The following is an 18,857-nucleotide window of genomic DNA, read 5'->3' as shown; positions in this document are numbered from 1 at the left end:
CTCACGTCCTTCATCGAGAAGAGAGCGCCGATGTCGACGCACACCGCAGCGCCGCCCACCCGGCGCCACTACCGTCCCCCAGCCCAACTCGGCGGGAGAACGCCACTCCGTCGCAGCAACAGGTATCGCCTGACGGTGATCGCGTTCCTCCTCCCCGCCATCGTCATCCTCACGGTCTTCGTCGCGTGGCCGATGGTCTCCGCGCTGCGACTGTCGTTCACCGACGCGAGCGGATTCGGCGACGAGGAATGGGTCGGACTGCAGAACTACATCGACGTCTTCACGGACTCCGGCGTGCTCACCGCGATGGGCAACACCGCCGTGTACGCACTGCTCTTCACCCCGCTGGTGGTGGTGCTCGCACTCGCGTTCGCACTGCTCCTGAACAACCGACTCCTGCCGGGGCGCGGCGCCTTCCGCACCATGTTGTTCCTCCCGTTCATCGTCTCTCTCGCAGTCGCCGCCTTCGCGTGGTCGTACCTCCTCGATCCGCAGATCGGGCTCCTCAACTACTGGCTGCGAGGCTTCGGCATCCAGTTGGGCAACGTGCTGCAGGACCCGGTGCTCGCCATGCCCACCGTCGTGCTCGTCGCCGTCTGGAAGAGCTTCGGGTTCTACATGGTGATCTTCCTCGCCGGACTCCAGGACATCCCAGGCAGCCTGTACGAAGCGGCCCGCGTCGACGGCGCCAGCGCCTGGCAGCGGTTCCGCAGCATCACGCTGCCGATGCTCAGCAACTCACTCGGCTTCGTCCTCATCGTCGCGCTGATCGCCGCGCTGCAGGCATTCGACCAGATCTACGTGATGACCGGGGGCGGCCCCTACGGCAGCACGCAGACCATCGTCATGGAGATCTACGAATCGGGCTTCCGCAAGCTCGAACTCGGCTTCGCGTCCGCGCTGTCGTACGTGCTGCTGCTCATCACGCTGGTGCTCAGCCTGGTCCAGTTCCTCTTCTTCTCCCGGCGAGAGCAGGATGCCTCATGACCGCCATCGCCTCGTCAGCCGCGCTCCGGCGCTCCCCGCATGCGACGCGTCGGCGGATCGCATCCGTCGCCCTGCTGATCGTCGCCGCGGTGGCGACCCTCGCCGTGATGCTCCCGATCCTCATCATCGTGTTCACGGCCTTCAAGCCCGTCTCCGAGGTGAACGCCTACCCGCCGACGCTCTTCCCCGGCGCATGGACGCTCGACAACTTCACGCGGATCTTCACTGAGCTCCCGTTCGCACGGCTCATCCTGAACAGCTTCGTGTTCGCCGGGGGCGTCACGGTGTTCGCGCTGGTGTTCGATTCGCTCGCCGCCTACGCACTCGCCCGCCTGGACTTCCGGGGCAGCCGGGTCCTGCTCATCGCGATCATCGCCAGCCTGATGATCCCGTTCCAGGCGACGTTGATCCCCATCTACCAGCTGGTCTCCGACCTCGGCTGGGTGAACTCCTACGCGGGACTCATCGCGCCGCGTGCCGCGGACGCGTTCGGCATCTTCTTCCTGCGGCAGTTCTTCCTCTCCCTGCCGCGCGACCTCGACAATGCGGCGCGCATCGACGGAGCGAGCGAGTTCCGCATCTTCCGGAGCGTCGTGCTGCCGAACGCCGTGCCTGCGCTGCTGACGCTCGGCATCTACGTCTTCGTCAACAACTGGAACGACCTGCTCTGGCCGCTGGTGTTCACCACGGATGCCGAGATGGGCACCGTCACCTCGGGGCTCACACTGCTGACCGGCCCCGGCGGCATCATCCCGCAGGGCGTCATGATGGCCGGTTCGCTGATCGCGGTGCTCCCCCTCGCCATCGTGTTCCTCCTCATCCAGCGACGCTTCGTCGAGAGCATCGCCTCGACCGGACTGAAGTGAGCCTCCCCATGACCTGGTACCGCGACGGCCTGCTCCACTTCGGCCTCGGCATCGAGAACACCTTCGTCCCGCAGGAACGAGCGGGCGAACGCCCCATCGACGAGTACGACCTCACCGAGCACTACGCGCAGTGGAGCGACGACCTCGGGCTCGCCGCGTCGGTCGGCGCCGAGTTCATGCGGTGGGGCATCCCATGGCACATCGTCTCCCCCGAGCGCGGTCGATGGGAGTGGTCGTGGACCGACCGAGTGATGGACCGCTTCGGCGAGCTCGGCATCCGCCCCATCGTCGACGTGCTGCACTACGGCACTCCGCTGTGGATCGACGACCAGTTCGCGCATCCCGACTACCCGCAGTTCGTCGCGGAGTACGCCGCGCGCGCCGCTGAGCGCTACCGAGATGTCGCCACCGACTACACCCCGGTGAACGAACCGATGATCCACTCGATGTTCAGCGGGGAGTACGCGTACTGGCCGCCGTACCGTCGGGGGGCAGGGGGGCTGGTCGAGATCGCGACGGCGATCGCCCGCGGGTTCGTGCTGACCCAGCAGGCGGTGGCGGATGCCCTCGGCGAGCGCGCGACATTCGTCCACGTCGATGCGTCGATGCGGTACGCCGGCGACATCGATGCCCCCGAGCACCGCGAGACGGCGGGCCGATACGCACATCAGGGATTCCTGGTCGAGGACCTCGTCACCGGCCGGGTCGACGATCGGCATCCGCTCGCGGCGCTGCTGCGGACGCACGGGGTCTCCGACGAACGCCTCGAGTGGTTCCGCGACCACGCAGTGCAGCCCGATGTGATGGGTGTGAACTACTACCCGCGGCACTCCACCGAGCTGTTCGAGGCGGGCGTGCACCACGGCGGAGGATTCGCCGACCCGCGCCCGACCAGAGACGACGGGGTCGACGGGCTGAAGGATATGCTGCGGTCGTACGCAGAGCGCTACGGAGCGCCGGTGATGCTCGCGGAGACCTGCGTGACGGATGACGTGGAGACCCGCATCACGTGGATGGACGACTCGGTCCGGGCGGTCGAGGAGCTGCGCGCCGAGGGCACCGATGTCGTCGGCTACACGTGGTGGCCCCTGTTCGACATGTACGAATGGACGTACCGGCACAGCACGGCGCCCCGCGCTGATCACCTGCTCAGCATGGGGCTGTTCGATCTCGTCGAAGGACCCGCCTCGCTCGAGCGGCGACGAAACGCCGCCGCCGACCGCTTCGCGATGCATGCGCGCCAGCGGGCGCTGTCACTGCCGGAGGGGCGATAGCAGCCGACGGATGCTCAGGGTGGGCCAGACTACTCATGACGGCCGCGCTTCCCGTGGCGGTCGCGAAAGGACCACCATGACCACGTCAGCCACCCTCCGCTCGCTCAGCGGCATCGTCGACAGCCCGGCCGCCCTCGCGGCATCCACCGTCGTGCTCGTCGACTTCCAGAACACGTACACGCGTGGCGAGATGGAGCTGGAGGGGTGGGATGCCGCGCTCGACGCCGCCGCCGACCTGCTCGGAAAGGCGAGGGACGCGGGTGCGACGGTGATCCACGTGCAGCACGACGGCGGGATCGGGTCGGCGTACGACATCCGGGAGGACATCGGTGCGATCCACGAGCGCGTCGCACCGATCGACGGCGAGGCGGTCGTCGTCAAGCAGGCCCCGAACTCGTTCGTCGGCACGGAACTCGGCGAGCTGGTGGATGCGGCGGGCAACGACGACCTCGTGATCGCCGGGTTCATGACCCACATGTGCGTGAACTACACGGCTGAGGGCGCCTTCCTCCGCGGCAACCGCGTCACCGTCGTCGCGGCGGCGACCGCCACCCGCAGCCTGCCGTCGGTCGCCGGCGACGTGCCAGCCGATCAACTGCATCGCGCGGCGCTGGCCGGTATCGCCGACCTGTATGCCACGGTGGTTGCAAACGTCGGCGACCTGCGCTGACGGAGAGGTCGCCATGGATCGGGATGAGTCGGACGCGTTCGAACCGTATCGTCAGGACTTCGCGCAGATGCCGGGCATCAACGGCAACGAGATGACTCCGTCGTTCCGCGAGCTCTCACCTTCGGACACCACCAAGCGAGGGATGCTCTGGTCGTCGATCGGCGTCGGAGCGCTCGTCGTCGCGGTCGGAGTCTTCTTCCTCGGGGACTGGTTGCACTGGTTCTGACGCTCGCCGGTGGATCAGGCCGCGCATTCCTCGGAGAGCTCGTTGATGATCCAGCCGCTCGCCGATCGCTCCATCACGACGGTGCCGCAGTCTCCTGAGTCGACGTAGGTCGCGAACAGCGTGGCGGCGCTGTCCGTCTGCTCCTGCACCGTCACGTCGACCTCGGCGCTCTGTCCGAGCGCGCGATAGAGCTCGGCGGTGGCGGTGATCATCCCGGCGCAGTCCGTGACGTGCACCGGGCCGCTGCTGTTCATCTCAGCGATCATCCGGTCGGCCAGTTCCGGCGTCAGCCCCGCGCACGCCTTCTCGACGTCAGGAGCACGCGATGCGTCGATCCAGGCGAGGAAGCTCTCGACCGGGCCGGGCTGCGCCGTGGGCTCCGGCGTGCTCGAATCGGCGGAGGCGGACGGAGTCGCAGCCGCAGTCGGATCTGGCGTCACCTGCGGTGACGGGGTCGGCGCGCAGGCGCTCACCATCAACCCGGCCGTCACGAGCATCACGCTCACCATCGCTGCACGTCGAGGTCTCGAAAACACACGATCATCTTGCCAGCTTCTGCTGACCAGTCTGCACAGTTCGGAGTTGCGTTCACGACGCCCAGCTACGTGCTTCGCACAGTTGTACCGGAACATGTTGAGTCGCCGGCCAGTCGATTATTAGGCTCGCATCGCACGGTTCGACAGACTCCGGGAAGCCGGCCGAAGAACTGGCAATGAAGACGGACGTGTGAGAACGCATCGTCGGAAATGCGACGAGAACAACGGCGGCTTGCGCCTGTGACACGGTTATCTGCTGAGTGCACCGTGTCGCAGGCACAGGTCGTCGTTCGCGTTCACGCAGGTCATGCGACGAAGCCTCCGGCCCTAGTCGGGGGCGGGTGTGGAGCGACCGAACCCCGCCTGGGCAGTCAGATGGGCCAGGAGCGGCTGAGTCCTGAGCCGCAGCGGCGTGGACACGATCATCGTCGTCACAGTGCTGCGCACCCCGTCTATCTCGATCATCCGGGTGACGGCACCCTGCAGGTCGCGGTGCGTCCGTGCAGCGACGCGCACAAGCAGGTCCTCGCGTCCCGCCTGGGTGTTGATCTCGAGCACGTGCGCGATCGCGGCGAGTTCTTCGACGACCCGGGGCAGCTTCCGCTGGTCGAGTTCGAGGGCGACGAAGGCCTGAACCGCGACGCCGGCCGATTCCAGGTCGACGATCGGATGCAGGCCCATGAGCACACCCGATTCCTCCAAGCGGCGCAGGCGCGACTGCACGGTGTTGCGCGCGACCCCGAGGGCACCAGCCAGCTCGGCGATTCCTGGTCGGGCGTGACTGACCATCCGTCCGATGATCTCCGAGTCGAGTCGATCGATGTTGATCATTGCCGCCACCTCCGTTGTGGTCGGCGGGCCGTAGCTATACAGACCGCTTAGTTATTCAGGAATCAATTGCGCCTATCGCCGCGCTCAAGACATTGTAACTTGACAACATGATCACCTGAGGATCTGTGTTGACGGCAGAGAAGGAGATCACCACGTGACGATGCTGCACCCCGAGACGGCCGAGGCCGCCCTCGACGACGAGATCCTCACCTGCCTCGGCCCCGACGGCGTGCTCCACCGGGAGACGACCGTCGGCGGCGATCTCTTCGTGATGTACCGCGACATGGTGCTCAGCCGCCGAGTCGACACCGAGGCGATTGCTCTCCAGCGCCAGGGCGAGCTCGGGCTGTGGCCGTCGATGCTCGGTCAGGAAGGCGCGCAGGTGGGCGCCGGGCGTGCGCTCCGTCCGCGCGACATCGCCTTCCCCACGTATCGCGAACACGCCGTCGCGTGGTGCCGCGGTGTCGATCCCGTGCAGTTGCTCGGCCTGTTCAGGGGCACCACCCTGGGCGGCTGGAACCCTCGCGAGAACAACTTCAACCTCTACACGTTGGTCATCGGCGCCCAGACGCTGCACGCCGTCGGCTACGCGATGGGCATCGTCCGTGACGGCGATGTCGGAACCGGGGATCCGGATCGCGATCGAGCCGTGCTCGTCTTCCTCGGCGACGGGGCGCTCAGCGAGGGCGAGACCAATGAGGCGTTCGTGTGGGCGGCAGCGCAGAACCTGCCGGTCGTGTTCTTCTGCCAGAACAACCAGTGGGCGATCTCCGCCCCCTACTCCGTGCAGAGTCGTGTCTCGGTCGCCCAGCGCGCCCAGGGATTCGGCTTCCGCGGTGTGCGGGTCGATGGCAACGACGTCGTCGCCAGCCATGCGGCGACCGTCGATGCGCTCGACCGGGCCAGGGCCGGAGGTGGTCCCACGCTGATCGAGGCGATCACGTACCGGCGCAACCCGCACACCACCTCCGACGACGACGGCCGCTACCGCGATGCGGGGCTGACCGAGCACTGGAGCGCCCTGGATCCCATCGCCCGGCTGCGCACCCATCTGGAGAGCAGCGGGGTCGCCCCGGATTTCTTCGCCGAGGTCGCCGCGGAGGAGCAGCTCCTCGCCGAACGCATCCGGTCCGGATGCCGCGCGCTCCCCGAACCCGACCCGGCCACTCCATTTCTGCACACGCTCGCCACCATGCCGGCCGAGCTCGAGCTGCAACTCGCCGCTCACCTCGCGTTCGTCGCCACCGGAGAGGCGACAGCATCATGAGCACAGCGATCGCCCGAGCACTGAATGACGGACTCCGCTCACTGCTCGCTGAGCACGAGAAGGTGATCCTCATCGGTGAGGATGTCGGACGCCTCGGTGGCGTCTTCCGGGTCACTGACGGGTTGCAGCAGGAGTTCGGCGAATTGCGGGTCGTCGACTCCCCTCTGGGCGAGGCCGGCATCGTCGGCAGCGCGATCGGTCTCGCGATGGCCGGCTACCGCCCCGTCTGCGAGATCCAATTCGACGGATTCGTGTTCCCCGCGATGAACCAGATCATCACCCAGCTCGCCAAGTACCGACACCGCTCGGAGGGCATGGTGTCTCTCCCGGTCGTCATCCGCATCCCCTTCGGCGGCGGTATCGGCGCGATCGAACACCACTCGGAATCGCCGGAGGCCTACTTCGCCCACACGGCAGGGCTGCGTGTGGTGTGCCCTTCGTCAGCGCAGGAGGCGTTCGACCTCATCCGGCTCGCTGTCCAGAGCGACGACCCGGTGGTGTTCCTCGAACCCAAGCACAACTACTGGCTCAAGGGCGACATCGATCAGGATGCGACACCCCTGCCGCTCGGCGCAGCGAGGGTGGTCCGTGCAGGACGCGATCTGACGCTCGTCACCTACGGCGCCCTCGTGCCGACCGCCCTCACTGTCGCTGCGGAGGCCGCGCTCGACGGCCGCTCGATCGAGGTCATCGACCTGCGCAGCCTGTCTCCGATCGATGATGCGACGATCCTCGCCTCGGTCGAGCGCACAGGTCGGCTCGTCGTCGCCCACGAAGCCTCGCAGACCGCCGGGCTCGGTGCCGAGATCATCGCCCGCGTGCAGGACACGCTGTTCTACTCGATGGCCGCCCCCGGAATCCGGGTGACCGGGTACGACACTCCCTACCCGGCCAGCCGACTCGAACGGGACTGGCTCCCCGGCGCCGACCGCATGCTCGACGCCATCGATCGCAGCTTCACCTACTGAACGTCGAGGAAGACATGGCAGAGATCCAACAGTTCGCGCTCCCCGACGTCGGGGAAGGACTCACCGAGGCTGAGATCGTCTCGTGGTCCGTGCAGCCGGGAGACATCGTCGAGACCAATCAGGTCATCGTCGAGATCGAGACGGCGAAATCCCTGGTGGAGCTGCCCTCGCCGTTCGCCGGCGAGGTCGTGGCGCTGCACTTCGCCGAGGGCGAGACCGTCGACGTCGGCGCCGCCATCATCAGCATCTCGACCGGTGCACTCGACCGAGAACCGCATACGGGAGCCGATGCCGGCGCAGTCGTCGACCCGGTCATCGAGCCTGAAGAGCACCCGGAGGAAGAGCCGAAGCTCCTCGTCGGCTACGGTCCAGGAGCACCGCGACCGAGGCGGCGACGAGGCGCGGACGATCAGGCGGCTCCAGCGACGGCCCCGATCGATCCCGCGACGACCGCCCCCATCGAGGCGGCAGTGCCGATCCGCTGCACCCCTCCCGTGCGGAAGTTGGCGAAGGATCTCGGCGTCGACCTCGCGACGGTCACGCCGACCGGACCCGCGACGACGATCACACAGGACGACGTCCTGTCCGCGGCGGACACGCACCGCGCGCCCCGATCGACGGCCGAGTCCTCCCCCGAGATCCGGATACCGATCCGAGGAGTACGCAAGCACACGGCGGCGGCGATGGTCAGCTCGGCGTTCACCGCTCCGCACGTCTCGGAGTACGTGACCTTCGACATCACGCGCTCGATGGAACTCCGCTCGCGCCTGGCCGCTCGGAAGGAGTTCGCCGACGTCAAGCTCAGTCCACTGAGCCTGATCGCCCGGGCCTTCGTCCGCGCCATCGAACGCACCCCGATCTCCAACTCTCGATGGGAGGAGGCGACGCAGGAGATCGTGCAGCTGTCGGAGATCAACCTGGGCATCGCCGCTGCGACACCTCGCGGTCTCGTGGTTCCGAACATCCGCAGCGCTCAACGCCTCGGCCTGCGCGATCTCAGCGTGGCCATCGCCGACCTCGCCGCCACGGCTCGCGCCGGCAAGACAGCACCCGAGGACATGAACCACGGCACCGCGACGATCAGCAACTTCGGGATGTTCGGCGTCGACGCGGGAACGCCGATCCTCAATCCTGGCGAGACCGTCATCCTCGGCGTCGGCAGCATCACTCGCCGCCCCTGGGTCCTCGGAAGCGGCGACGCCGAGACGCTCATGCCGCGCTGGGTGACGACCCTGTCACTGTCATTCGACCACCGGGTGCTCGACGGACAGCAGGCGTCCGAGCTGTTGGCCGACACCGCCGCGTTCCTTCGCGAGCCCGAGCTCGCCGTTCTCTGACCATCCACCGAGGAGCCGACATGCCCGTCACCCGAATCATGCCAACGGAGGAGTCCGCCGATCTCATCGAGCTGACGCGCGAGATCCTGGGCAAGGAGCTGCGCCCCGTCGTCTCGGAACTCGACGCGACGGCATCCTTCCCCCGTGATGTGTTCCGCACGTTGGGCCGAGCGGGGCTGCTGAGCCTGCCCTACCCGGAAGAGTACGACGGCGGCGGGCAGAGCTACGAGGTCTACCTTCAGGTCCTGGAAGAGGTGGCATCCGCATCCGCGTCCGTGGGGGTCGGAGTGAGCGTCCACATCCTCTCCTGCTTCGGCCTCTTCACCGCCGGAAGCGCCGCGCAGAAGGAGCGCTGGCTTCCGGAGATGCTCTCCGGCGATCTCCTCGGCGCATACTGCCTGTCCGAAGCGCATGCCGGCTCCGACCCCGCGGCGATGCGAACCCGAGCAGTGCTCGACGGCGACGAATATGTCCTCAACGGCGCCAAGGCCTGGACGACGCACGGCGGCAAGGCCGACTTCTACAAAGTCATGGCTCGCACCGGCGAGGGCAGCCGCGGGATCTCCTGTTTCCTCGTTCCTGCGGACAGCCCCGGCCTCTCCGCAGACAACCCGGAACGCAAGATGGGGCTCATGAGCTCCACGACGGCCACGATGATCTTCGAGGAGGTGCGCATCCCGGCCGAGCGCCGACTCGGCGCGGAAGGACAGGGGCTCCCCATCGCGCTGTCCGGACTGGATGCGGGAAGGCTGGGTATCGCCGCTGTGGCGACGGGCCTCGCGCAGGAGGCGCTCGAGGTGGCGGTGAAGTACGCCCGCGAGCGGGAGGCCTTCGGCCGGTCGATCATCGAGCATCAGGGCCTTGCCTTTCTGCTCGCGGACATGGCGGCCGCAGTGGCGTCGGCTCGCGCGACCTACCTCGCCGCGGCGCGGCTGAAGGATGCTGGTCGTGCATACTCGCACGAGGCATCGATCGCCAAGCTCGTGTGCACCGACAACGCGATGAAAGTCACGACCGATGCGGTGCAGGTGTTGGGCGGCGCCGGCTACACCAAGGACTTCCCCACCGAACGGTACATGCGCGAAGCGAAGGTCATGCAGATCTTCGAAGGGACGAACCAGATTCAGCGACTCGTCATCAGCCGCGGACTGGCTCACTGAACGACCAGGAAAGGACCATCATGCAGCTGAACGGCTCATCCGCCATCGTCACCGGAGGCGCCTCGGGTCTGGGTGCGGCGACAGCCCGCGCCCTGGCCGCGCACGGCGCAGAGGTCTTCGCGCTCGACCTCCCCGCAGCGATCACCTCGGCGCCCACCGTCGACGGCGTCACCCTCGTCGCGGCGGATGTGACCGATGCGGCACAGGTGCGTGACGCCGTGCGGACCGCGAGCGCAGGGGCTCCTCTGCGTGTCGCTGTCAACTGCGCAGGCATCGCCCCCTCGGCTCGTCTGGTCGGACGCGCCGGGGCGCACGACCCTGCGCTCTTCGAGAAGGTGGTCGGTGTGAATCTGGTCGGCACCTTCCTGGTGATGTCCGTGGCCGCAGAAGCCATCGCGGCGCAGACACCCGACGCACACGGGCAGCGCGGCGTCATCGTGAACACCGCTTCCATCGCCGCCTACGACGGTCAGATCGGTCAGGTGGCATATGCAGCGTCGAAGGGAGCCGTCGTCGGGATGACGCTGCCGGCCGCGCGTGACCTGGCCACGCACGGCATCCGTGTCTGCACCATCGCGCCCGGCATCGTGGACACGCCCATGCTCGCGACGGTCAGCGACGAGTACCGGGCGAACCTCGCCGCGAGCGTTCCCTTCCCCCACCGACTGTGCGATCCGACGGAGTATGCACAACTGGTGACGATGATCATCCAGCACGACTATCTGAACGGCGAGACGATCCGCATGGACGGCGCGCTCCGCATGGGCGCCCGATAGATCTCAGGATTCGTCGCCGACCGGGGCACCTTCTCGATGCCCTGGATGCGGCCCCGTCAGATCCGGCCATCGACGGCCAGCAGGTCGATCTGCCACGAACGGCCGTCCGGATCGTTGCGGTCGTGTGCATCGACGGCCGTCGAGATCACACCCTCGATCCGTTCCGTCAGTGCATCGAGCTCGGCAGGGGTCAGCCGCACAGCGCGTTGCGAGAACATCGTCCGGACCTCGACCGGGGCGCGCACCACCCAGACCCGGTCGCGGCGATCGCGAGCATGCTCCGGAGCCTCTTCGATGAAGCCCGCCTCGGCGAGGACCCGCAGATGGAAGCTGGCCGTGCCGGCTGCGACATTCAGCGCCTCTGCGATATCGGCCGCTCGCAGACGATCCCGCCGACGGAGCAACGTCAGCATGTCTCGACGCGTCTCATGCGCGTATGCCTTGAGCTGCGCGGACGTCGTGCGCACCGGGTCCGGTCGCTGCTGCTCGTCGCTCATGTCGCGAACCGCGAGTCGATCGCGCACAGCCCGAGCACGGTCACACCCTCGCCGGAGTGATCCACGGCGCAGTTTTCCACTCGACGACCCCTGGCTGCCCCAGCACGAACCGAACGCGGACCTCGTCTTGGCCGATCTCGAACAGGGCGCCGCAGAAGGTACTGGTCATCCGCGGCGGGCGAGGTGTCACGCACACGCCGGAGTCGCGCGAGGCGAACACGGACTCGAGTTCCGCCGCTTCTCGGATCTGCGGCACCGCGACGCTCAGGTAGTTGTATCGAGACCGCGTACCGGAGAGTTCGAGCTCCTCGGGTTTCGCCGCGAGCTCAGCCGACCCGGGAGTCCACAGCGGATGGTTCGTGTGCACGAGGCGAGGATTCGAGATCGGGCGAGCGGCGATGCCGACGGATGAGGCCTCGTACGAGTCGATTCCGTGTCGATCCGCGATGGCATAGTGCTGTCCCGATGCATGCTTCACGGACCGAAGATATGCGCCGGCCTCTGGCCTTGTCCGCCTGCGGAGGACTTCGCGAACGATGAAGGCGACAGGCATGCCATCAAGCGCGCTGGGGAGTTGGGCGAGTGTGTTCACGCAACACGCGACACCCTCGCGATTGACTCCCAGGACGCCGATCATCCCCGCAGCACTCGCGACGAACTGCTCGGGGTCGGCATCCCCGCGGATGTGCAGGAGCACCTGCGAGCCGTCCATGCTCACGGGGAGATCCATGTTCTGACCGAGGAGCACACCCCGCTCCCCCTCGATGCCGACGACGCTGCACCCGATCGCGGACGTACCCGAGTACCGCCACTCCTCGTCCATGAAGTTGTACGCGAACATGTCGTCGAGAGGCTGCCCGCTGGCCTCCGCGATGCCCAGCACCTCGTCATAGAGGTCGGGGGAGCCTGTGCGCACCGTGTCGATCAGCCGCGAGGCGCCCAGAAAGCGTGCCACGTGCTCGTCGGAGGAGCGCCCGGTGAGCTGCGCGATCCGATCACGCCAGCGCTCCATCGACGTGGCGATGAGCGTTCGCACTGCTTCGCCGTGCGTGCGCCCACGGGTGAGCCCGTCGCCGCTCAGCTCGATGATCGGCGCCGCACCACCGGCGTCGATCGCATCCGCCTGTGGCTTCACCGTGCCGCCTTCGCCATCATGGCGAGGAGATCGAAGGTGACGCCTGCGGCGGCGAGCGCGGTGATCTGCGCGTGATCGTATGCGGGGGCGACCTCCACGACATCGGCGCCGATCACGTGCAGATCGGCCAGCCCGTACAGGATGAGCTGCAGCTCTCTGGTCGAGAGGCCGCCGGGCTCGGGCGTGCCGGTGCCCGGGGCGTGCGCCGGGTCGAGCACATCGATGTCGATGCTGACGTACACGGGGCGATCGCCGACGCGCGTCCGGACGCGGTCGATGATGTCGTCGATCCCCCGTCGCGCGACGTCGAGTGTGGTGAAGGTCGCGAATCCGAGTTCTGCGTCGTCGGTGAAGTCCTGCGCGGAGGGCGTGGTGCTGCGGATGCCGACATGGGCCGAGCCGCCGACATCGAGCAGGCCTTCCTCGGCCGCGCGGCGGAACGGGGTGCCATGCACCGTCTGCGCACCGAACAGGTTGTCCCATGTGTCGAAGTGGGCGTCGAAGTGCACGAGCGCGACCGGGCCGTGCTGGGCGTGGGCCGCACGCAGCATCGGGAGCGCGATGGTGTGATCGCCGCCGATCGCGACGATGCGGTCGGCTCTCGTGGAGAGAGCACGGGCGGCCTGCTCGATCCCGGCGATCGCCTCAGCGATGTCGAACGGCGTCACGCCCACATCGCCTGCATCGGCGATCTGCATCGTCACCCAGGGCTCCACCTCCAGCCCGATGTGGAACGGGCGCAGCAGCTTCGAGGCGGCCCGCACGGCCTCCGGACCGAAGCGCGCGCCGGGACGGTAGCTGGTGCCGGAGTCGAAGGGCACGCCGAGCACGGCGACGTCTGCGCGGTCGACTTCGTCGATGCGGGGCAGCCTGGCGAAGGTCGAGGCTCCTGCGTACCGCGGCACCGCCTGAATCGAGTTGGGCGGCATGATGATCGTTCGCTTCTCGGTCGCGGCATCCTCGGACATGAGAGTCACTCCTTCTCGGTGGGCGGGCTTTTCCCAAGATAGGGAGGACGCCCGGGGCGAAGATCGGCCGATCGACCGAGATCCACGTGACCCACTCGGTCCCTGGCACCATGCGGCGCGCGAGCAATCGCGGCAGGATCGGAGCATGACACCCGTGCCTCCCGATCTCTCGTCCGCCGCCGCCGCGATCCTCGCCGAGGTCGATGCCGAGCGGAAGCGGCTCGACGTTCCCGGCGTCGTGCTCGCGGTGCGGACACCGGACGGGGAACGCTGGTCGGCCGCGCTGGGCACCCGCGATGTCGCCACCGGGGAGCCGCTCGCCGTCGACGCCGTGCTGCGCATCGGCAGCGTGACCAAGACGATCGTCGCCACCGTGATCCTGCGCCTGACGGAGACGGGCGAGCTCGGGCTCGACGACGAGGCTCAGACCCACCTGCCGCACCTGAACCTGCCGAGCGGGGTCACCGTGCGGCGCCTGCTCAGAATGACAGCGGGCCTGCCGGAGTACACGACCGAGGAGTTCCTCACCGCGTTGCTCGCCGCACCGGAGCGGATCTGGAAGCCGCGAGAGCTGGTGGAGTTCGCGCAGCGCGGCCCGCAGCACTTCGCACCGGGCGATTCGTGGGAGTACAGCAACACCGGCTACATCCTGCTCGGGCTGCTGGCGGAGCAGGTCACCGGTGTCCTGGTGGAGGACCTCGCGGCGCGTTTCGTGTTCGAGCCGCTGGAACTGCACAGCACGTCGCTGCCTCCGCGCTCCCCCGAGGGGACCGCGCTGCCCGACCCTCGGGTGCGCGGCTACCTGCGCGATGACACTGCACTCGTCGACGCGACCGACATCAACCCCTCGTGGGCCTGGACGGCCGGCAACGCGCTCTCCACTGCCGACGACCTCGTGATCCTGGTCGAGGCGCTCGTGCGCGGCGACCTCCTCTCGGAGCAGACGCAGCGCATGCGCATGACGGGCGTCCCGATCGCCGGGACGGACTGGTCCTACGGGCTCGGCATCGCCGACTTCGGCGGGATCAGGGGCCACAACGGCCAGCTGCCCGGTTTCCAGACCTTCACCGGCCACGACCCCGAGACCGGGACGACGGTCGTCGTGCTCGCCACCGCGAACGAGTCGATCGAGCACACGAACCCCGCCGACACGATCGCGATGCGCGTCCGCGGGCTCCTCGCGCCCGCGATCGTCTGAGCGCTGCGGTCAGGCGGTCGCGGCCCGGAGCAGTGAGACGGGCCGCGTCGCCGCGTCGAAGTCCGCGGCGGCGCCGGCGGCTCCCACACCGCTGAGGCCCCAGGGCTCCGAGACGGCGTTGACACCGCCCTGCTGCCATCCGTTGATCCAGATCACGGCGGCACTGATGTCTCCCGCGCGCTGCTGGTGGACGGGGTCGTGCGTGTACACGGTCGCGGCGAGTCCGAATCCGGTGCCGTTCGCGAGCTCGACCGCCTCATCGAACGAGTCGACGACGACGACGGGAGCGATGGGACCGAAGGTCTCCTCGCGCATCACCCGCATGTCCGCCGTCGCCCCGATGAGAACCGTGGCCGGGTAGCCGAATCCCGGACCGTCCGGAAGCACACCGCCGCGCAGCACCGTCGCGCCACGCTCGACCGCCTCCGCGACATGTGCGTGCACGTGGGCGCGCTGGCGGGCGTCGACGAGAGGACCGAGGCCCGTGCCGTCCCGGTCAGCGGTGAGCTCGTACGAATCGGCCGCCGTGACCAGGGCCGCGATGAACTCCTCGGCGACGTCGCGGTGCACGTAGATGCGCTCCGACGACGTGCAGATCTGCCCGCTGTTGACGAACGACGACATCGCCACCGCCTCAGCGGTCGCGGCCACATCGACATCCGCGTCGACGATCACCGGGTCGTTGCCGCCGAGCTCGAGCACCGACCGCTTCAGACGCGATGCGGCCGCGATCCCGACCGCGCGGCCGACCTCGACCGAGCCGGTGAAGTGCAGCAGCGCCACGTCGTCGTGGGCCGCGAGCGGCCCACCCGCGCGCGCATCGCCGAGCATGAGATTCACGACGCCGGGCGGCAGATCGAGCAGCTCGACGAACCGGGCCGCCGACAGCGGAGACTTCTCCGAGGGCTTGAGCACCACGGTGTTGCCTGCGGCGAGCATGGGAAGCAGGCTCCCGAGGATCGAGGCGACGGTGAAGTTCCACGGGATGATGAGCCCGACCACGCCCACGGGTCGGCGCTCGACCACGGTCTGCCCTGGCTCGCCCGGCACCGTGACATCGGCCACGAAGGGGTAGGAGCGCGCGAGGTCGAGGCCCTGGCGCCACCCCGCGATCCCGCCCTCGATGAACTGCTCAGCGAGCGGGACGGGTTTGCCCATCTCGTCGCTCTCGATCCGCGCGAGTTCCGCGAGGTGCCGCTCCACCGTGTCGGCGACCCCCGCGAGAAGATGGATGCGCTCGTCCAGCGCGCGCAGGGACCAGTCGCGCTGCGCGGCCACCGCCGAGCGGACCGCCGCATCGACGTCTTCGGCTGAGCCGACCGGGATGCGGGCGATCACCTCCTCGGTCCAGGGCGAGACGACCGGAAGGGTCTGCGGATCGGTCGATGCGACGGCGACACCGTCGATCACGTGGCACTGGTGGTCCATGGCGGCTCCTCGGCAGCAGGTGTCAGTCGGGCAGGTCTCAGGTCAGGCGTGCGGCCAGCATCTCGCCGACCAGGACGCTCGCCAGATGGGTGTTGGCTCGGGGGACGAACGGGAAGATCGACGCATCAGCGACGCGCAACCCGTCGATGCCGAGCACGCGACCCTCCGGGTCGACCACGGTGGTCGCGGCGGCTGGATCACCCATGCGGCAGGTGCTCGTCGCGTGCTGGGTGTCGACCGCGGTGTCGCGCAGGTATGCGCGGAGCGCGTCCTCCGGCCCGTCGAGTGCCGCGCGCAGCGCCGTGTTACCCGCCCAGACATCCGACGCGGTGATGTCGGCGAACGCCTCGTGATCCACCAATCCGGCCAGTCGGCGGACTCCCTCCGCGAGCCGGTCCACATCGAGCGCCGCGTCGAGCATGTTGAACGACAGGTGCGGCTGGGTCCGGGGATCGCGGCTCTGCAGGCGCAACGTGCCACGGGAGTAGGTGCGGTTGACGAAGACACCGACCGCGCCGGCCCCGGCACGGGGATCCGCGGAGGCCATCGCGAGCGCGTTCTGGTTGAGAGCGACCATCATCATGTCGTTCGTGTCGGTTGTCATCCCACTGGAGTAGCGGATGCAGCAGTTCGTGTGACGGTCCCAGGGGCCGGCCGTGGCCTCCGGCGTGAGCGGGATGCCGACGAGCACCATCGGATGATCCTGCATGCCCTCACCGACGGGCAGATCGGCGCGCACGGCGATCCGCTGCTCCACCAGATGCCGGGCGGGGCCGATCCCCGAGCGCATCAGGATCGAGGGCGTCGCCGTGGCGCCGGCGGAGAGGACGACGAGATCCGCACTCAGCACTTCGCCGTTCGCGAGACGCACCCCCACGGCGCGCTTCCCTGCGAACACGACGCGGTCGACCAGCGCCTCGCCCCTGATCGTGAGCAGGGGGTCCCCCCGAAGCGGCTCAAGATAGGCGTCGTTGCAGGAGACCCGCCGTCCGTCGATCGAGTTGACCGGATAGGGCGAGACTCCGGTCGCGCCCGGCGCGTTGACGTCGGGCGCCCAGGGCCGACCCGTCGCCAGTGCGGCGTCGCGCAGCGCGCGATCGACCGACCCCCACACCTCCTGCGGGTAGCGGTGCACGGGGATCGGGCCATCGGCGCCGTGGTGCGGGCGCTCTCCGTACTCCTGGTCCGACTCCAGGGCGGCGAGCACCGGCAGCACGTCCTCCGCGGACCACCCGGTGCAGCCGTCGGCAGCCCAGTCGTCGAAGTCCTCCATCGGCGGGCGGATCGCGATCTGCCCGTTGATGGCCGAGCTTCCACCCAGACCCTTGCCCCGCCAGTACAAGGATGGTTCCTGAGTCGCCGTCCGCGACGCGAGGTGCTCGGCCCACAGCAGCGATGCGCTCCCCGGTTCCTCCATCGCCGCCATCGGATTCGGCAGCCGCCACGACTCCGGGAGTTCGGATGCCGGAGCGTCTCTCCCCGCTTCCAGCAGAAGGACATGACGCCCCGACTGCACGAGTCGTGCCGCGAGCGCCGACCCTGCCGAGCCCGCGCCGACCACGATGACGTCGGCGTGAGAGCCTCGGGCGCGCACGGTCAGCTCCGGTGCGCCGCGATGTCGACTGCGTCGATCGTGACGTCCGCCAGCACGTCGACGAGCGGCTCCACCCCGAAGCCAGGCCCGTCCGGTATCGCGACGACGCCGTCCTTCATCACCACCGGCGCGGTCACGTCCTGCGCATAGAACCGGTTCGAGCCCGACACGTCACCGGGCAACGTGAATCCGGGCAGGCCGGCGAGGGCGATGTTGGCCGCACGCCCGATTCCGGTCTCGAGCATGCCACCGCACCAGACGGCGATCCCGTTGGCCTCGGCGAGATCATGGATGCGGCGGGCCGCGAGGTATCCGCCCACTCGGCCCGGTTTGATGTTGATGACGCTCGCCGCTCCCATCGCGATCGCATCGGCAGCCGCCTCGACCGACACGATCGACTCGTCGAGGCAGACCGGCGTGGCGATCTGCTGGGCGAGCAGCGCGTGCTGGCGCAGGTCGTCTTCGGCCAGGGGCTGCTCGATCAGGAGCAGGTCGAAGGGGTCGAGCCGGCGCAGCAACGGCGCATCCGAGAGACGGTAGGCCGTGTTGGCATCCACCTGCAGCGGCACGTCGCCGAACCTCTCGCGCACGGCGCGGACCGGCTCGATGTCCCAGCCGGGCTGGATCTTGAGCTTGATGCGCGCGTATCCCTCGTCGAGGAAGCCCCCGACCTGGGAGAGCAGATCGGGGATCGACGACTCGATCCCGACGCTGACCCCCGACGGCACGACCGCACGCGTGACACCGAGGTGGTCGGCGAACCGACGGTCGTCGAGGCGGAGACCGGCATCGAGCACCGCCATCTCGAGTGCCGCCTTGGCCATGCGGTGGCCGACGACATGCGCCGTCGCCGCAGCCACGGTCTCGGCGGTCACCGGCCGTCCGGCATCCTGCCATTCCAGCAGCGAGGGGACCAGGAACCGTCGCAGCATCTCCCTGGCACCGTCGAGGTACTCCGGAGAGTACGAGGGATCGAACAGGGCCACGCACTCGCCCCAGCCCGTCACGGTGCGGCCGTCTCGCGACGCGGTGATGCGCACGAGCAGCGGACGCCGCTCCGTCTGGGTCGAGAACGAGGTGGTGAACGGATGGACCAACGGCATCCGTACCGTGATCAGCTCGACGCGATCGATATGCAT

The 18,857-nt window shown here is 68.4% G+C and carries 19 protein-coding genes; 11 read left to right on the top strand and 8 right to left on the bottom strand.

All coding sequences use genetic code 11. The annotated features are described in order from the left end of the window. The first annotated feature begins 30 nt into the window (after positions 1-30). The 5 genes from RS83_RS05965 to RS83_RS05945 all read left to right on the top strand — a co-directional run bounded on the left by RS83_RS05965 (position 31) and on the right by RS83_RS05945 (position 4,023). Positions 31-987: a carbohydrate ABC transporter permease gene (locus RS83_RS05965; RefSeq protein WP_045278605.1), complete on the top strand. Its 957-nt coding sequence runs from the start codon at positions 31-33 to the stop codon at positions 985-987. Then, on the top strand, positions 984-1,853 hold the full coding sequence (locus tag RS83_RS05960) for a carbohydrate ABC transporter permease (protein ID WP_045278604.1): 870 nt from the start codon (positions 984-986) through the stop codon (positions 1,851-1,853). Before RS83_RS05965 ends, RS83_RS05960 begins: the two co-directional genes overlap by 4 nt. Before the next feature lie 8 nt (positions 1,854-1,861). Continuing rightward, on the top strand, positions 1,862-3,127 hold the full coding sequence (locus RS83_RS05955; protein ID WP_045278603.1) for a family 1 glycosylhydrolase: 1,266 nt from the start codon (positions 1,862-1,864) through the stop codon (positions 3,125-3,127). A gap of 76 nt (positions 3,128-3,203) precedes the next feature. Beyond that, positions 3,204-3,797: an isochorismatase family protein gene (locus tag RS83_RS05950; protein WP_045278602.1), complete on the top strand. Its 594-nt coding sequence runs from the start codon at positions 3,204-3,206 to the stop codon at positions 3,795-3,797. Between the two features lie 13 nt (positions 3,798-3,810). Beyond that, positions 3,811-4,023, top strand: a complete 213-nt coding sequence (locus RS83_RS05945; protein ID WP_045278601.1) for a hypothetical protein — start codon at positions 3,811-3,813, stop codon at positions 4,021-4,023. 14 nt (positions 4,024-4,037) lie between these two features. Here the strand turns inward: RS83_RS05945 and RS83_RS05940 are convergent, their stop codons facing one another. Beyond that, positions 4,038-4,520 carry a hypothetical protein gene (locus RS83_RS05940; protein ID WP_419760972.1) on the bottom strand — a complete coding sequence of 161 codons (483 nt, stop codon included), beginning with the start codon at positions 4,518-4,520 and terminating at the stop codon, positions 4,038-4,040. A gap of 366 nt (positions 4,521-4,886) precedes the next feature. Continuing rightward, entirely contained in the window at positions 4,887-5,390 is a 504-nt protein-coding gene (locus RS83_RS05935; protein ID WP_045278599.1) for an Lrp/AsnC family transcriptional regulator, read from the bottom strand. Positions 5,391-5,550: 160 nt separating this feature from the next. Between RS83_RS05935 and RS83_RS05930 the strand changes: the two genes are divergently transcribed. Genes RS83_RS05930 through RS83_RS05910 form a run of 5 tightly spaced genes read left to right on the top strand, consistent with a single transcriptional unit; the run spans position 5,551 to position 10,898 of the window. Further along, positions 5,551-6,657 carry a thiamine pyrophosphate-dependent enzyme gene (locus RS83_RS05930; RefSeq protein ID WP_045278679.1) on the top strand — a complete coding sequence of 369 codons (1,107 nt, stop codon included), beginning with the start codon at positions 5,551-5,553 and terminating at the stop codon, positions 6,655-6,657. Further along, positions 6,654-7,625 carry an alpha-ketoacid dehydrogenase subunit beta gene (locus RS83_RS05925; RefSeq protein ID WP_045278598.1) on the top strand — a complete coding sequence of 324 codons (972 nt, stop codon included), beginning with the start codon at positions 6,654-6,656 and terminating at the stop codon, positions 7,623-7,625. Before RS83_RS05930 ends, RS83_RS05925 begins: the two co-directional genes overlap by 4 nt. A gap of 14 nt (positions 7,626-7,639) precedes the next feature. Continuing rightward, positions 7,640-8,962: a dihydrolipoamide acetyltransferase family protein gene (locus tag RS83_RS05920; RefSeq protein ID WP_045278597.1), complete on the top strand. Its 1,323-nt coding sequence runs from the start codon at positions 7,640-7,642 to the stop codon at positions 8,960-8,962. A gap of 20 nt (positions 8,963-8,982) precedes the next feature. Next, the gene (locus RS83_RS05915; protein WP_045278596.1) at positions 8,983-10,122 is read left to right on the top strand and encodes an acyl-CoA dehydrogenase family protein; all 1,140 of its coding nucleotides are present in this window, start codon (positions 8,983-8,985) and stop codon (positions 10,120-10,122) included. 20 nt (positions 10,123-10,142) lie between these two features. Next, the gene (locus tag RS83_RS05910) at positions 10,143-10,898 is read left to right on the top strand and encodes an SDR family NAD(P)-dependent oxidoreductase (RefSeq protein WP_045278595.1); all 756 of its coding nucleotides are present in this window, start codon (positions 10,143-10,145) and stop codon (positions 10,896-10,898) included. 56 nt (positions 10,899-10,954) lie between these two features. On the opposite strand, the gene RS83_RS05905 is transcribed toward RS83_RS05910, so the two are convergent. From RS83_RS05905 to speB, 3 genes are read right to left on the bottom strand one after another with little or no spacing between them, the layout of a single operon-like run. Next, positions 10,955-11,395: a winged helix-turn-helix domain-containing protein gene (locus RS83_RS05905; RefSeq protein WP_045278678.1), complete on the bottom strand. Its 441-nt coding sequence runs from the start codon at positions 11,393-11,395 to the stop codon at positions 10,955-10,957. A 40-nt stretch (positions 11,396-11,435) separates the two neighbouring features. Then, on the bottom strand, positions 11,436-12,530 hold the full coding sequence (locus tag RS83_RS05900; RefSeq protein ID WP_052678900.1) for a C45 family autoproteolytic acyltransferase/hydolase: 1,095 nt from the start codon (positions 12,528-12,530) through the stop codon (positions 11,436-11,438). After that, a complete protein-coding gene (speB, locus tag RS83_RS05895) occupies positions 12,527-13,498 on the bottom strand; it encodes an agmatinase (RefSeq protein ID WP_419760968.1) in 972 nt (323 codons plus the stop codon). The genes RS83_RS05900 and speB overlap by 4 nt, the downstream gene beginning before the upstream one ends. A 145-nt stretch (positions 13,499-13,643) precedes the next feature. Here speB and RS83_RS05890 point away from each other — a divergent pair, with 145 nt between their 5' ends. Beyond that, positions 13,644-14,696, top strand: a complete 1,053-nt coding sequence (locus tag RS83_RS05890; protein ID WP_052678899.1) for a serine hydrolase domain-containing protein — start codon at positions 13,644-13,646, stop codon at positions 14,694-14,696. Between the two features lie 9 nt (positions 14,697-14,705). Here RS83_RS05890 and RS83_RS05885 read toward each other — a convergent pair whose 3' ends face one another. From RS83_RS05885 to menC, 3 genes are read right to left on the bottom strand one after another with little or no spacing between them, the layout of a single operon-like run. Next, positions 14,706-16,124 carry an aldehyde dehydrogenase family protein gene (locus tag RS83_RS05885; protein WP_045278594.1) on the bottom strand — a complete coding sequence of 473 codons (1,419 nt, stop codon included), beginning with the start codon at positions 16,122-16,124 and terminating at the stop codon, positions 14,706-14,708. A 37-nt stretch (positions 16,125-16,161) separates the two neighbouring features. Next, positions 16,162-17,718, bottom strand: coding sequence for a GMC family oxidoreductase (locus RS83_RS05880; RefSeq protein ID WP_045278593.1), 1,557 nt, complete (start codon positions 17,716-17,718; stop codon positions 16,162-16,164). Positions 17,719-17,720: 2 nt separating this feature from the next. After that, positions 17,721-18,857: an o-succinylbenzoate synthase gene (gene menC, locus RS83_RS05875; protein ID WP_045278592.1), complete on the bottom strand. Its 1,137-nt coding sequence runs from the start codon at positions 18,855-18,857 to the stop codon at positions 17,721-17,723.

The sequence above is a fragment of the Microbacterium oxydans genome (genome assembly GCF_000956525.1).
In the GTDB taxonomy this organism is placed as follows: Bacteria; Actinomycetota; Actinomycetes; order Actinomycetales; family Microbacteriaceae; genus Microbacterium; species Microbacterium oxydans_A.
Note: the sequence above shows the minus strand (reverse complement) of the source record. Positions and strands in the feature narration are given on the sequence as shown.

Excerpts from the sequence above, each read along its gene's own strand:
- RS83_RS05965 (WP_045278605.1), top strand. The coding sequence starts at position 31 with ATGTCGACGCACACCGCAGCGCCGCCCACCCGGCGCCACTACCGTCCC.
- RS83_RS05960 (WP_045278604.1), top strand. The coding sequence starts at position 984 with ATGACCGCCATCGCCTCGTCAGCCGCGCTCCGGCGCTCCCCGCATGCG.
- RS83_RS05955 (WP_045278603.1), top strand. The coding sequence starts at position 1,862 with ATGACCTGGTACCGCGACGGCCTGCTCCACTTCGGCCTCGGCATCGAG.
- RS83_RS05950 (WP_045278602.1), top strand. The coding sequence starts at position 3,204 with ATGACCACGTCAGCCACCCTCCGCTCGCTCAGCGGCATCGTCGACAGC.
- RS83_RS05945 (WP_045278601.1), top strand. The coding sequence starts at position 3,811 with ATGGATCGGGATGAGTCGGACGCGTTCGAACCGTATCGTCAGGACTTC.
- RS83_RS05940 (WP_419760972.1), bottom strand. The coding sequence starts at position 4,520 with ATGCTCGTGACGGCCGGGTTGATGGTGAGCGCCTGCGCGCCGACCCCG.
- RS83_RS05935 (WP_045278599.1), bottom strand. The coding sequence starts at position 5,390 with ATGATCAACATCGATCGACTCGACTCGGAGATCATCGGACGGATGGTC.
- RS83_RS05930 (WP_045278679.1), top strand. The coding sequence starts at position 5,551 with ATGCTGCACCCCGAGACGGCCGAGGCCGCCCTCGACGACGAGATCCTC.
- RS83_RS05925 (WP_045278598.1), top strand. The coding sequence starts at position 6,654 with ATGAGCACAGCGATCGCCCGAGCACTGAATGACGGACTCCGCTCACTG.
- RS83_RS05920 (WP_045278597.1), top strand. The coding sequence starts at position 7,640 with ATGGCAGAGATCCAACAGTTCGCGCTCCCCGACGTCGGGGAAGGACTC.
- RS83_RS05915 (WP_045278596.1), top strand. The coding sequence starts at position 8,983 with ATGCCCGTCACCCGAATCATGCCAACGGAGGAGTCCGCCGATCTCATC.
- RS83_RS05910 (WP_045278595.1), top strand. The coding sequence starts at position 10,143 with ATGCAGCTGAACGGCTCATCCGCCATCGTCACCGGAGGCGCCTCGGGT.
- RS83_RS05905 (WP_045278678.1), bottom strand. The coding sequence starts at position 11,395 with ATGAGCGACGAGCAGCAGCGACCGGACCCGGTGCGCACGACGTCCGCG.
- speB (WP_419760968.1), bottom strand. The coding sequence starts at position 13,498 with ATGTCCGAGGATGCCGCGACCGAGAAGCGAACGATCATCATGCCGCCC.
- RS83_RS05890 (WP_052678899.1), top strand. The coding sequence starts at position 13,644 with ATGACACCCGTGCCTCCCGATCTCTCGTCCGCCGCCGCCGCGATCCTC.
- RS83_RS05885 (WP_045278594.1), bottom strand. The coding sequence starts at position 16,124 with ATGGACCACCAGTGCCACGTGATCGACGGTGTCGCCGTCGCATCGACC.
- menC (WP_045278592.1), bottom strand. The coding sequence starts at position 18,857 with ATGCATATCGATCGCGTCGAGCTGATCACGGTACGGATGCCGTTGGTC.